We start from the raw sequence: 13,052 nt of genomic DNA on the forward strand, positions 1-13,052 counted from the left end.
CGGGCCAATCGCGACCCCCTACCCTGGTGTGACCCCGGCGTCGGGCCACCACCCGCGCGCCCCGAGAAACCGGTCCGCAGCGGGATGCCCGCCGCACGACCCGCTCCTTACCGTCGGAGGCCATGAACACCCCGCTTCGCCCGGTACCCGCCGCCGCGCGCGTCCGTACCGCAGTTTCCGCCGCCTCCCCCGTTCCCGCCGAAGTTCCGCACCGCCGCCGCAGTGGTGTCGCGCTGTGCACGGCCGGGTTGGCCATGGCCGCGGCGGTCGTCATGTCGGCGCCCGGTGCGATGGGCACCACCCCTGGGGGCACCGAGAACGCCGTGGCCGCCGCGGCGGTGCGCGCGCTCACCGATGACACCCTCGACGCGCCCTCGCTGATCCCGCGCGATTTCGGCTACAAGTTCGGCTACGACCCGGCCCAGCAGCACGGCATGCTGGTGAATCCGCACGGCGACTGTTCCTCGCCGGTGTCGCTGCCCGCCGAGTTCGGTCCGGCGTGCAAAGCCCACGACCTGGGCTATGACATGCTGCGCTACGCCGAGCGGGTCGACGAACCGCTGGGTGCGTGGGCGCGGCGCTCGGTCGATGCCGCGCTGAACCGGCGCATCCACGCCGCCTGCGAGCGACGCGACGACGAGTTCTCCCGGGCCCGCTGCGGGGTGATGGCCGACATCGCCTTCACCGCGGTGGACGTGAATTCGCGCAGGCAGGAGTACGGCGCCCCGGTGGTGGAGAACGTTTTCGCCCAGACCCACCCGGCCGATCAGCCGAATCTGTGGCCGCTGGCCCGGACAGCGCTGGGGTTGTTCGCGGTGACCGCGGCGTGCGCGGTGATCATCGACGCGCTGCGCAAACGCCGCCGCAAGCCGGCCTGAGCGGGTTGCCGAAAACTAGAACATGTCCTAACTTGCACCCATGTCACTAGTCATCGACGAGACCATCGAAATCGACGCGCCCGCCGCAGAGGTGTGGCAGGTGCTCACCGATTTCGAGCGCTACGGCGAATGGAACACCTTCTGCGTCGAGGCGGCGAGCACCCTGCGCCCGGGCGATCCGATCGACATGCAGGTGAACCTCGGTGGCAACCGCCGGGCCCAGCGCGAATGGATCCGCAGCCACACCGAGGGCACCGAGTTCAGTTACGCGATGAAGCCGGTGCCACTGGGCGCACTGCACAGTCTGCGCTCGCACACCGTGGTACCGCTGGGACCGAACCGCAGCCGATACGAGTCGAGGTTCACCCTCGCGGGCTGGCTCAGCCCCGTGGTGACGCTGGCCCTGGGCAAGCACCTGCGGGCCGGCTTCGGCGCGATGACGGCGGGCGTGGCCCAGCGCGCCACCTCACACTGAGAAACGGGGTGTGCCAGGTCCTTTCGAACCCGGCACACCCCGCCGGTGACATTCTCAGTCGGTGCCGGGCAGCGGCAGCGCACCGCGCGCCACCTCGTAGGCCGCGCCGACCCGGTACAGGCGGTCGTCGGCCAGGGCCGGTGCCATGATCTGCAGACCCACCGGCAGATTGTCGTCGGCCGAGAGCCCCGAGGGCACCGACATGCCGGGGTGGCCCGCCAGGTTGGTGGGCAGGGTGCACAGGTCCGACAGGTACATGGCCAGCGGGTCGTCGACCTTCTCACCCAGTTTCCACGGGGTGAACGGGCTGGTCGGCGAGACCAGCACATCGACCTGCTCGTAGGCGGCGTCGAAGTCGCGCGCGATCATCGTGCGGACCTTGAGGGCCTGCCCGTAGTAGGCGTCGTAGTAACCGGCCGAGAGCGCATAGGTGCCGATCATGATGCGGCGCTTGACCTCCGGGCCGAAACCGGCCTCGCGGGTCAGCGACATCACCTGGTCGGCGCTGTGGCTGCCGTCGTCACCGGCGCGCAGGCCGTAGCGCATGGCATCGAAGCGCGCCAGGTTCGACGACACCTCCGAGGGCATCACGAGGTAGTACGAGGACAGCGCGTACTCGAAGCTCGGGCACGACACCTCGATCACCTCGGCCCCCAGTTCCTTCAGCACCGCCACGGCGGCGTCGAAGGAAGCGAGCACACCGGGCTGGTAACTGTCGGAATGCAATTCGCGCACCACACCGATTCGCACGCCGGCCAGGTCACCGTTGGCGCCCTGCTTGGCGGCTTCGACCACCGGCGCCACCGGCACCTTGCGGGAGGTGGAGTCACGCGGGTCGTGACCGGCGATGACCTCGTGCAGCAACGCGGTGTCGAGCACGGTGCGACCGCACGGACCACCCTGATCCAGCGACGACGCGCACGCGACGAGGCCGTACCGGGACACGGTGCCGTAGGTGGGCTTCACGCCGACCGTCGCGGTGACCGCGGCGGGCTGCCGGATCGAACCACCGGTGTCGGTGCCGATCGCCAGCGGCGCCTGGAACGAGGCCAGCGCCGCCGCCGAACCACCGCCGGAACCACCCGGGATGCGGGTGGTGTCCCACGGGTTACGGGTGGGGCCGTAGGCGGAGTTCTCGGTGGAGGAACCCATCGCGAACTCGTCCATGTTGGTCTTGCCCAGAATCGGGATGCCCGCGGCGCGCAGCCGCGAGGTGACCGTGGCGTCATACGGCGACATCCAGCCCTCGAGGATTTTCGAGGCACAGGTGGTCGGCATGTCGGTGGTGGTGAAAACGTCCTTGAGCGCCAACGGAACTCCCGCCAGCGACGAGGCCGGGGTCTCGCCCACCGCGAGCGCGGCGTCGACGACGGCGGCCGCGGCCAGCGCTTCGTCGGCCGCGATGTGCAGGAAGGCGTTGAGTTCGCCGTCGACCTTGCCGATGCGGTCCAGGTGCGCCTGGGTGACCTCGGTGGAGGACACCTCGCCGCCGTGGATCTTGCTCGCCAGCTCCGCAGCCGAGAGCCGCGTCAACTCGCTCATTCGCCCTCTCCCAGAATCTGTGGGACCAGGAAACGCTGTTCCTCCACAGCGGGCGCCTGGTCCAGCGCCTGCTCGGGGGTGAGACCGGGCACGACCACATCGGGCCTGGTCACATTGGTCGTCGGGTTCGGCGACGCGGTGGCGGGGACGTCGGCGGCGACCTCGGTAATGGTCCGCACGTGGCTGAGGATCGAATCCAGCTGACCGGCGAACTGGTCGAGTTCGGCGTCGGTCAACGCCAACCGGGACAGCCGGGCGAGGTGAGCGACCTCGTCGCGGGAGATTGCGGGCACCGCGGGACCCCTTTCGGCTTCGGATGGGAAGTAGCGGCTACAGCCTAGTCAGCGCGTCCGGCGCGGTCCGGGCCGGGCATCACCGGGCTGCGACGGCGGACAACGGCTAAACTCCGACTCGATGCCCCCGCAAGCATGCGGGGTGTATCTCCTGCGCCACCGGGTACAACTCCTGTGCTCGACTCGGCCGCCTGAGGGAAAGGAACGCACGTGTCATACCTGCTCCGCGTGCAACTTCCGGATCGACCGGGAAGCCTCGGCTCCCTGGCACTCGCTCTCGGCGGGGTCGGCGCGGACATTCTCTCGCTCGATGTCGTGGAACGCGGCGCCGGTTTCGCCGTCGACGATCTGGTGGTCGAGGTGCCCACCGGCGCACTGCCCGACACCCTCATCACCGCGGCCGAATCCGTGCACGATGTGAGCGTCGACTCCATCCGCCCGTATTCGGGGGTGCTCGACACCCACCGCGAACTCGAACTCATCGACCAGGTCGCCGGAGCGCGCGACGACCGGATGCAGGTCCTCGTCGACGGTGTCCCACGGGTACTGCGCGCGGGCTGGTCCACGATCATCGGTCTCGGCGCGACCGGCGCCTACCGTGTGGTCGGCAGCCCGAGCGCCCCTGAGACGCAAGCGGGTTCGGCCCCCTGGATGCCGATCGAGAAGCCGGTCCGGCTCGACGGTGAAGCCGACTGGGTGCCCCAGATCTGGCGCGACATGGACACCAAACTCGCCGCGGCACCCCTGGGCGACTCCGGCAAGGCACTGCTGCTCGGACGCCCCGGCGGCCCGGACTTCCGGCCCTCGGAGGTCGCCCGGCTCGGCTACCTCGCCGGCATCGTCGCCGGGGTGCTCAACTGAACCTCAGCGCAGCGCCAGCCGCATGACGAACAGTGCCAGGCCGTCCTCGGTGGCCCACCGGCGTTCGGGCACGGTGACGAAGCCCAACCGCTCGTAGAGGCGATGCGCGTCCACCATGGCGCCCATCGTCGTCAGCACCACCGCCTCGTAACCGCCCGCACGCGCCTCGTCGACGACACCGCGCACCAGCGCCGTTCCCACGCCGAGCCCGCGGGCATCCTTCGACACCGCCAGCATCCGGAACTCCAGTTCGCCGGGCCGGGCGATCTCCGCGTACGGCGTGCCGGGTCCGGCGACGGTGAGCGAACCCACCACCGTGCCGTCGTGGACGGCGACGAGAACCTCGGCCGCGGCCGCCCGGCGCGCGGTGTCACCGAGTTCGCGCACATAGTCCTCGTCGGCGCCGACATAACCGTCACCCACGTACACCTGCACCGTCAGTGCGGCGACGGCGTCGTATTCCCCCGGGCGGGCGGTGCGGATCCGCAGGCCGGTCTCGCGGGGCTGGTCGTTACCGTGCATCTGGGCATGATCGCACCCGGGCGGATGTGATCGCTGCCGCACCCGAGCCGACCGAGCTCAGGAACCGAAGTAGGGCCGCGACCCCGGGTGCTGGGTGCCCCACCGGTCGGGGTTGTGCGGTGGATACACCACGTCGAGCTGATCGCCGATCGACGGCCAGAGCGCGGCGTCCCAGGCGAAACGGCGGTACACCACCTTGCCGGTCACCGAAGGCCCGGTGAGGGTGCCGGTGATCGTCACGTAGTGCTCCCCGGTCATCGCGGGCAGCGGGCTCACCCCGGTGACATACAGCGTGCCGTGTTCGAGGTTCGCGCCCCCACGACCCCCGCTGCGCCGGACGAGGACGGCACCGATCGTGACCACCAGCATCGTCACCAGCGCCAGCGCCATCACCACTTCCAGCATGCCCCCATGCTATGCCCGGCCCGGTCACAGCGGCACGAGCGCACTGACCGCACCCTCCCGGCGCAACTGCCACACCGCCGAACGGGTGCGCTGCGAACGCCCGTTGCCCCGATCGATCAGCGCGCGATCGGCGGTGGTGTAGACCAGCTGCGCGCCACGGGCATTGGTCTCCGGGTTCTGGAACAACTGCACCAGGCGATCGGTCTGTTCCACCGGCAGTCCCGCACCGAGATCGTCGACGGCGAGGACCTGACCGGTGTCGAGCGCCTCGAGCATCGCGGGCAGCACCCGCAGCAGTGAACGGGTCGCGGTGGACTCATCGGCCAGATCGAACGGGGTGCCGATGCCTTCGTGCACCAGGCTCAGCCCGGGCCCGCGCCGGTCGACCATGCGCCGGTACAGGGTGTCGCGGGCCGCGCGCAAGGTGCTCAGTTCGCGTTCCACCAGGATCCGGTCCGCCTGCGCCTGGTCGAGTCGCGCGGTCAGCGCGGCGATCTCGGTATCGAGGTCGCGTAGGTAGTCGGCGTACATGGGGTCGTGCTCGGCGACGAGCAGATCCTCGATACCGAGGTCGGCGGTGCGCAGCAGCATCAGCAGGCGGGCCGCGTTGTCGGTCGAGCGGGAGATGTGGCTGCCGAGGTCGTGCGCCAGCGCATCGGCGTCGACCTCACCCTGCTGCACCCGCAGGTTCGCCGCGAACCACCGGTAGGCCGGCACCAGCGCTTCGGCGTACAGCTGACCGGCCAGGCTCAGCAGCAGCGCATTCGGCCGCAGCAACGGCACCAGGGCCGCCACACCGTAACGCGCGGCCTCGAACATGGGGCCGATCTTCACCTGATCACCGTTGCGCTCGAACACGATTCGCTTACGCGAACGCGGGTGGGTGTACAGCCACTCCGCGATCACATCGGCGTTGTCGAGGCGGAACCCATAGGTGTAGGGCACACCCTCGGCGACGAACCCCGCCACGAATTCGGTGGGCCGGTCGACGAATCCGAGATGCGGGCGTCGCACCGGACCCGCGTACGGATCCCACCCACTCACCGAATTCAGCACCGCGTCCCGCATCTGGGCGAGCGCATCGATCAAACTCGTCTTCCCCGACGCCGCCACCCCGTGCACCGCCGTCACCGGCACCGCCAAGGGCCCACCGGCCCCCTTGGTCAGCCGCAACTGCTGCGCCTCGGCCAACGACCGATGATTGACAACCTGAAAACTCCGCAACATGTGCTGGTCCGCCTCTCCGCGACTTTTGGCCAGACTAAGGGGCGGAGTGAGTCACGGACGCGGCAGGCGGATCGGGTGGGGTGGGGTCAGCCCGTGCCCGATGAGTTACTCATGTGCTCATCTGCTGCTCGACGACCAGGAGCCGGATTCGGGTGCGCGGGGACCTGAGGAGGCGGTAAGTGGTGAGGAGACGGTGGGTCAGCTCGTCCTCGGTGAGCTCCCGTGTGCTCACGTGATGGTTCGGATGGCGGCAGGGGGTGGGGTGTGGGGGCTAGCATGCTGGGCGCGGGTGGGTTGTCGGTCGGCGGGTTCGGGGTGGACGAGGAGGAGGGCGTTTCATGGCGGTTCGGATGTTGTTGCGCGGGATGGTCGTTGCGGGGATCACGGCCGGGGCGGCGGTGCCGGTGGTGATGCTTGGGGCACCGAGCGCGGTGGCCGATCCCTGTCCGGACGGGACGGCTCGGGTTTTCCTGGGGAACGCGACGAACTCATGCCAGGGGGGCCGGGAGCGTCAGTTACACGGAGGCGCCGGTGTCGAAGGTGTGCTCGATGTCGGGGACCACGGTGGTGATCGACATCGAGGGGGATTCGAAGCGGGCGCACCGGCAGGTGGAGATCTACAACGGGCGGTGTGCCCAGTTCGATATCCGGACGCAGGTGGCGAACACGGTGACCGTCACGCCGAATTGAGCGGCATGGAGCACCGGTCGTCGCGACCGGTGCCCAGGCCGCTATTCGGGGGCGTCGGAGTCGGGCTCGGTCGGTGGGGTGACCGCCTCCGGACCGCGCTCGAGCAGTAGCCGGAAGCCGTCTTCGTCGAGGATCTGCACACCGAGTTCTTCGGCTTTGGCCGCCTTCGAGCCGGGGGAATCGCCGATCACCACGAACGCGGTCTTCTTCGACACCGAACCGGCCGCCTTGCCGCCGCGGATCAGGATCGCCTCCTTGGCACCGTCGCGGGTGAAGGTCTGCAGCGAACCGGTGACCACGATGGACAACCCTTCGAGGGTGCGCTCGATCGAGGCGTCACGTTCGTCCTCCATGCGGACACCGGCCGCACGCCACTTGTCGACGATGGCGCGATGCCAGTCGACGGTGAACCACTCCACCACCGCGGCGGCGATGGTGGGCCCCACACCGTCGGTGGCCGAGAGCTCTTCCACCGTGGCGGCTTCGATGCGTTCCAGGCTCGCGAACTCCGCGGCCAGGGCACGGGCGGCGGTCGGGCCGACATGGCGGATGGACAAACCGACCAGGACCCGCCACAGCGGACGGTCCTTCACACTCCGCAGGTTTTCCAGCAGGCGATGACCGTTCTGGGTGAGCTGGCCCTTCTGATTGGTGAACAGCGGCACCTCGAGCAACTTCTGCTCGTCCAGATCGAACAGGTCGCCCTCGTCGGTGATGGCGCCCGAACGCAACAGCGCATCGGCGGCCTTGTCGCCCAGCGCCTCGATGTCGAAGGCACCACGGCCCGCGAGATGGAACACGCGCTCGCGCAACTGGGCCGGGCAGAACTGCTGATTGGGGCAGCGGATGTCGGCGTCGCCCTCCTTCGCCGGCGCCAGTTCGGTGCCGCAGTTCGGGCAGTGAGTCGGCATCACGAACCTGCGTTCGTCGCCGGTGCGGGCGTCGACGACGGGGCCGAGCACCTCGGGAATCACGTCACCGGCTTTGCGGATGGTGACGGTGTCACCGATCAGCACACCCTTGCGTTCGACCTCCGAGGCGTTGTGCAGGGTGGCCATCGCCACGGTCGACCCGGCGATCGTCACCGGTTCCATCACCGCGAACGGGGTGACCCGGCCGGTACGCCCCACATTGACCTCGATATTGAGCAGCGTGGTGGTGGCCTCTTCGGGCGGATACTTGTAGGCGATGGCCCAGCGCGGCGCGCGCGAGGTGGACCCCAGCCGCCGCTGCAGGGCCATCTCGTCGACCTTGATGACCTGCCCGTCGAGTTCGTGCTCGATGTCGTGGCGGTGTTCCCCCCAGTAGGCGACCCGCTCGATCACCGCGTCGATGCCCTGCACCAGCCGCGTGTGTTCGGAGACCGGCAGCCCCCAGGCGGCCAGGGCCCGGTAGGCCTCGTGCTGGGAGTCGGGGCGGTACCCCTCGAGCCGGCCGAAACCGTGGCAGATCATTCGCAGCCGGCGCTGGGCGGTGACCGCGGGGTTCTTCTGGCGCAGCGATCCGGCGGCGGTGTTACGCGGATTCGCGTACGGCGGTTTGCCTTCGGCAACCATCTGGGCGTTGAGGGTCTGGAAATCCTCGAGCCGGAAATACACCTCACCGCGCACCTCGAGCAGTGCCGGGACCGGGAACTCGGCCGACGGGGCGAGTTCGGTGGGGATGTCGTCGATGGTGCGCGCGTTGAGGGTGACGTCCTCACCGGTGCGCCCGTCGCCACGAGTGGCTCCGCGCACCAGCTTGCCGTTCTCGTACACCAGGTTCAGCGCCACCCCGTCGATCTTGACCTCGCACAGATAGTGCAGGTCGGGGCCGGTTTCGGCTTCCACCCGGCTCGCCCAGGTGCGCAGCTCGTCGAAGTCGAACACATTGTCGAGTGAGAGCATCCGCTCGAGATGGTCGACGGCGGTGAACTCGGTGGCGAAACCGCCGCCCACGAGCTGGGTCGGCGAATCCGGGGTGCGCAGATCCGGGTGCGCCTCCTCGAGCGCCTGCAGTTCGCGCAGCATGGTGTCGAACTCGCCGTCGCTGATGATCGGCGCGTCGCGCACGTAGTAGCGGAACTGGTGCTCACGCACCTCGTCGGCCAGCTGCTGCCACTGCACCCGCTGCTCGGGGGTGGCACCTTCGGCACTCACGGAAACCGCGCTGTCGCTCTCACTCACACACCGCACATTAGTGGAGGCCACCGACACTTTCGCGCACCGTTCGGGCCCGTCGCGAACCCGCTTCCGGGCCTAGCCGGCGGCTCGGGTCGTACGCGGTCGACGCCCGGCCACGCGAGGCTGCTCCGGCTGCCGACAACGAGCCGTGCACTCAGCAGCCCTACCTCGGCACCGACCTGAACAGCCCGACGTCCACCCCGCGGACCGCTATTCGGCCCCGAGCGACTCCGGTTCGTCGGCGAAAGCTCGCGCGATGTCGGCAGTGAGACCGAGCGCACGGCGAGACCATTCGAGCGAAGCTCCCGCCAGGCCGCAGGCGGGAGTCACCAGGATCTGGTTCGCCAGGGTGGTGCGGGGGAAACCGAGCCGGTCGACGAGTCGTACGGCCGGTTCGGCGATCTCACGCCAAGTGGTGGGCGTGGCGGGTGGTTCGGTCGGAGTGAGACCGAGGGCGATCTTCTTACCGGAGTCGATGACGGTGCCCAGGACATCGAGATCGGCTGTGGTGATCGTCGAGGCGTCGAAGGAGATCGCGGCAGCGGCTGTGGCGCCGATCGTGGCGAGCGCGGGACGAGACGCGCAGGTGTGCAACACCACCGGCGCGGTCTGCGCCTCGATGACGGTGCCGAGAATGCGCCGGGCGTCGGGCTCCGGGAGCGCCCGGATGGTGTTGAGGATGCTCGGTCCCTGTAGTGCACCCGCCAGCACGGTGCTCAGCCGCGGCTCGTCCAGCTGGATGACGACCTCGGCGCCGAGCCGCCTGCGCACCTCGGCCGCGTGCCGCACCAAACCCTCGGCAAGAGATTCCGAAAGATCGCGCAGCGCACCGGAATCGGTGAGAATTCGGTGACCACCGGGCAGTTCCACCTCGGCGGCGAGTGTCAGCGGCCCGGCGGACTGGATCTTCACGACCCGACCGGAACCCACCAAACCGGCTGTCTCCCAAGCTTCTTCGATCGCGTCGAGATCGAAACGCAGCAGATCCCGCGCCTGCCGCGACACGCCACCCGGCCGGGCCGCCAGACGGTAGCCCCTGGTGGTGGCGTCGAAACGCAGGTCGACCAGCAACGCCGAAACCCGGCCGATCATATCGGCACCGATCCCCCGGTCCGGCAGTTCCACCAGGTGCGGGAGGTCGGGCAGTTCGCCGATGATCGTCGCGGCGGCCTCGCGCGGATCGGTGCCGGGCCACGACCCGATCCCCGTGGCGATCCCACCGGCGAGCAGCGCCACCGGCTCCGGGGCCTCCGGGGAGTTCTCGCTTCGCCCGAGTGTCACGTGTACTCAACACCTTTCGGTCATCGAACGGTGTCCTCGCCGGTCGGCGAGCAACACCACGGATCACACCCGCCGATCGTGCGACGCACGGACCCGCCACACGCCATCTTGCCCGCCCGGTCCGGGCGCCCGCACACCGACCGTGCGGCCGTCATCGCACGACCCTGTCACCACGGCGCGAGATCCGTGGGGTCAGACCGAGGTGTCGGCAGGCTCCGCGGCAACCCCGGCGCGGTCGGTACCGTTGATCGTGCCGCTACCGAGCACGGTGTCACCGCCATCGGCGTCGGGCAGGTACAACACGATGGCCTGCCCCTTCGCGACACCGGTGAGCGGCTCGGCCAGACGGGCCAGGAAACCGTCACCGTCGGGTTCGACAACAGCGGACGCGGTGCCGCCGTGCGCGCGCACCTGCACCACGCACTCCACCGGTGCGGTGGGCCGCACGCCGGAAGTCCAGATCGCCCGGTCGGCGGAAACGACGTCGACCTGCAGGTCCTCGACCGAACCGACCTTGACCGTCCCCGAATCGGGATCGATCCCGGTCACATAGCGCGGCTTGCCGTCCGCAGCGGTGTGGCTCAGCCCCAGGCCCTTGCGCTGGCCGACGGTGAACCCGTGCACGCCCTCGTGCTCGCCGAGCACGGTGCCGTCGGAGTCGACCAGAGCGCCCGGCCGGACACCGATCTTGGCGCCAAGGAAAGCGCGAGTGTCACCGGAAGGGATGAAGCAGATGTCGTGGCTGTCGGGCTTGTTCGCCACGGCCAGGCCGCGCTCGGCGGCCTCCTCGCGGATGCGCGGCTTCGGGGTGTCACCGACGGGGAACATGGCACGCGCGAGCTGCTCGGCGGTGAGGACCGCCAGCACATAGGACTGATCCTTGTCGGCGTCGACCGCGCGGCGCAGCACCCCTTCGTCGAGGCGGGCGTAGTGGCCGGTGACCACGGCGTCGAAGCCGAGGGCGGCGGCACGGTCGGCCAATGCGGAGAACTTGATCTTCTCGTTGCAGCGCAGGCACGGGTTGGGGGTCTCCCCCGCGGCGTAGGCGGCGACGAAATCGTCGATCACGTCTTCTTTGAAGCGGTCGGCGAAATCCCACACATAGAACGGGATTCCGAGCACATCGGCGGCGCGGCGCGCGTCACCGGCGTCCTCCTTGGAGCAGCAACCGCGCGACCCGGTGCGCAGCGTGCCCGGATTCGCCGACAGCGCCAGGTGCACCCCGACCACCTCGTGACCGGCGTCCACGGCCCGCGCCGCGGCCACGGCCGAATCGACTCCACCACTCATCGCGGCGAGAACTCTCATCAGGCACCTCCTCTAGCGCCGGCCAGACCCGCGGCCCTGGCCCTGTCGATGACCTGCGGCAGCACGGTCAACAGTGTGTCGATATCGGCCTCGGTCGAGGTGTGGCCCAGCGAGAACCGCAGCGAACTGCGCGCCTGCCACGGCTCGACACCCATCGCGATCAGCACATGGCTGGGCGAGGCGACTCCTGCGTTGCAGGCCGATCCGGTGGAACATTCGATGCCGGCGGCATCGAGCAACATCAGCAGCGAGTCGCCCTCGCAGCCGGGGAAGGTGAAGTGGGCGTTGCCGGGCAGGCGGCGCTCGTCGGCGGGGCCGTTGAGCACCGCGTCGGACACCGCGGCGCGCACACCGTCGATCAACCGGTCGCGCAGCCCCCGCAGCCGGGCGGCGCGCGCGGGCAGCTCGGCGGTGGCCACCCGCAGCGCGGTGGCCATGCCGACCGCCGCCGCCACATCGGAGGTACCCGAGCGCAGGTCGCGTTCGTGGCCGCCACCGTGGATCATCGGCACACACGGCACCTGCCTGCCCAGCAGCAGCACCCCGATCCCGTGCGGGCCACCCAGCTTGTGCCCGGCGACGCTGAGCGCGGCGACCCCGCCCGCGGCGAAGTCGATGGGCAGCTGACTCACCGCCTGGATCGCGTCACTGTGCATCGGGATGTCGAATTCCTGTGCCACGGCGGCCAATTCGGCGATCGGTTCGACGGTGCCGACTTCGTTGTTGGCCCACATCACACTGACCAGCGCCACCTCGTCGGCATGGGCGGCGAGCTCCGCGCGCAGCACCTGCGGCGCCACCACCCCCTCGGCGTCGACGGGCAACCAGCTGACCTGCGCGCCCTCGTGCTGCTCGAGCCACTCGACCGCGTCGAGCACCGCGTGATGTTCGACGGCGCTGGTGACAATCCTGGTGCGCCGCTGATCCGCCGCCCGGCGCGCCCAGAAGATCCCTTTGACCGCCAGGTTGTCGCTCTCGGTGCCGCCGGAAGTGAAAATCACCTCCGAGGGCCGCGCCCCCAGATCGGCCGCGATCGACTCGCGTGCCTCCTCCAGCGTGCGCCGCGCCGCCCGCCCCGACCCGTGCAGCGAGGACGCGTTTCCGGCGCTCACGAGCGCAGCGGTCATCGCCTCGACGGCGGCGGGCACCATCGGAGTTGTCGCCGCGTGGTCGAGGTAGACCGTCTTGGGCGCTCCGCTGACCGGACCCGAATAAGCCGACTTCATGACCGACAAAGCCTACACCGCCGCTGACCTGGTCATCTTCGGGGTCCACCCCTGCTTTCTACGATTTCTCTACGATTTACCCAGGATTTTCAACACGTGTATCACCTACTTTCATTCCCGAATCGTCGATGAGCAGGCCGGTGAGACGGTCAAGACAGCTGGAGCGAAGTCGCCGAGCTGGC

General features: G+C 69.4%; 14 protein-coding genes. 4 read left to right on the plus strand and 10 right to left on the minus strand.

The features are described 5' to 3' along the window. Window positions 1-122 precede the first annotated feature (122 nt). Window positions 123-878 (plus strand): hypothetical protein, encoded by a 756-nt coding sequence (locus ACFO5K_RS12645; protein WP_378560845.1) that lies wholly within the window; start codon window positions 123-125, stop codon window positions 876-878. Between the two features lie 40 nt (window positions 879-918). Then, the gene (locus ACFO5K_RS12650; protein WP_378560848.1) at window positions 919-1,353 is read left to right on the plus strand and encodes an SRPBCC family protein; all 435 of its coding nucleotides are present in this window, start codon (window positions 919-921) and stop codon (window positions 1,351-1,353) included. A gap of 54 nt (window positions 1,354-1,407) precedes the next feature. Here ACFO5K_RS12650 and gatA read toward each other — a convergent pair whose 3' ends face one another. Further along, the gene (gene gatA / locus ACFO5K_RS12655; RefSeq protein WP_378560851.1) at window positions 1,408-2,895 is read right to left on the minus strand and encodes an Asp-tRNA(Asn)/Glu-tRNA(Gln) amidotransferase subunit GatA; all 1,488 of its coding nucleotides are present in this window, start codon (window positions 2,893-2,895) and stop codon (window positions 1,408-1,410) included. Further along, on the minus strand, window positions 2,892-3,188 hold the full coding sequence (gene gatC / locus ACFO5K_RS12660) for an Asp-tRNA(Asn)/Glu-tRNA(Gln) amidotransferase subunit GatC (protein WP_067987962.1): 297 nt from the start codon (window positions 3,186-3,188) through the stop codon (window positions 2,892-2,894). Before gatC ends, gatA begins: the two co-directional genes overlap by 4 nt. Before the next feature lie 210 nt (window positions 3,189-3,398). Here gatC and ACFO5K_RS12665 point away from each other — a divergent pair, with 210 nt between their 5' ends. After that, the gene (locus ACFO5K_RS12665) at window positions 3,399-4,049 is read left to right on the plus strand and encodes an amino acid-binding protein (protein WP_378560854.1); all 651 of its coding nucleotides are present in this window, start codon (window positions 3,399-3,401) and stop codon (window positions 4,047-4,049) included. Between the two features lie 3 nt (window positions 4,050-4,052). Here the strand turns inward: ACFO5K_RS12665 and ACFO5K_RS12670 are convergent, their stop codons facing one another. The 4 genes from ACFO5K_RS12670 to ACFO5K_RS12685 form a co-directional block, all read right to left on the minus strand. Next, window positions 4,053-4,571, minus strand: a complete 519-nt coding sequence (locus ACFO5K_RS12670; RefSeq protein ID WP_378560857.1) for a GNAT family N-acetyltransferase — start codon at window positions 4,569-4,571, stop codon at window positions 4,053-4,055. A 57-nt stretch (window positions 4,572-4,628) separates the two neighbouring features. Continuing rightward, entirely contained in the window at window positions 4,629-4,976 is a 348-nt protein-coding gene (locus ACFO5K_RS12675) for a hypothetical protein (protein ID WP_378560860.1), read from the minus strand. Window positions 4,977-5,000: 24 nt separating this feature from the next. Further along, window positions 5,001-6,203 (minus strand): AAA family ATPase, encoded by a 1,203-nt coding sequence (locus ACFO5K_RS12680; RefSeq protein WP_378560863.1) that lies wholly within the window; start codon window positions 6,201-6,203, stop codon window positions 5,001-5,003. A gap of 109 nt (window positions 6,204-6,312) precedes the next feature. Next, on the minus strand, window positions 6,313-6,435 hold the full coding sequence (locus ACFO5K_RS12685; protein ID WP_378560866.1) for a hypothetical protein: 123 nt from the start codon (window positions 6,433-6,435) through the stop codon (window positions 6,313-6,315). 317 nt (window positions 6,436-6,752) lie between these two features. Here ACFO5K_RS12685 and ACFO5K_RS12690 point away from each other — a divergent pair, with 317 nt between their 5' ends. Beyond that, window positions 6,753-6,893, plus strand: coding sequence for a hypothetical protein (locus ACFO5K_RS12690; RefSeq protein WP_378560869.1), 141 nt, complete (start codon window positions 6,753-6,755; stop codon window positions 6,891-6,893). Window positions 6,894-6,934: 41 nt separating this feature from the next. On the opposite strand, the gene ligA is transcribed toward ACFO5K_RS12690, so the two are convergent. From ligA to ACFO5K_RS12710, 4 genes are all read right to left on the minus strand, one after another. Continuing rightward, the gene (ligA, locus tag ACFO5K_RS12695) at window positions 6,935-9,058 is read right to left on the minus strand and encodes an NAD-dependent DNA ligase LigA (RefSeq protein ID WP_378560871.1); all 2,124 of its coding nucleotides are present in this window, start codon (window positions 9,056-9,058) and stop codon (window positions 6,935-6,937) included. Between the two features lie 207 nt (window positions 9,059-9,265). Continuing rightward, window positions 9,266-10,291 carry a methionine synthase gene (locus ACFO5K_RS12700; protein WP_378563771.1) on the minus strand — a complete coding sequence of 342 codons (1,026 nt, stop codon included), beginning with the start codon at window positions 10,289-10,291 and terminating at the stop codon, window positions 9,266-9,268. Between the two features lie 237 nt (window positions 10,292-10,528). After that, on the minus strand, window positions 10,529-11,644 hold the full coding sequence (gene mnmA / locus ACFO5K_RS12705) for a tRNA 2-thiouridine(34) synthase MnmA (protein WP_378560875.1): 1,116 nt from the start codon (window positions 11,642-11,644) through the stop codon (window positions 10,529-10,531). Next, a complete protein-coding gene (locus tag ACFO5K_RS12710) occupies window positions 11,644-12,870 on the minus strand; it encodes a cysteine desulfurase family protein (protein WP_378560878.1) in 1,227 nt (408 codons plus the stop codon). The genes mnmA and ACFO5K_RS12710 overlap by 1 nt, the downstream gene beginning before the upstream one ends. Between the last annotated feature and the right edge of the window lie 182 nt (window positions 12,871-13,052).

The organism is Nocardia halotolerans (assembly GCF_042650145.1).
GTDB classification, from domain to species: Bacteria; Actinomycetota; Actinomycetes; order Mycobacteriales; family Mycobacteriaceae; genus Nocardia; species Nocardia halotolerans.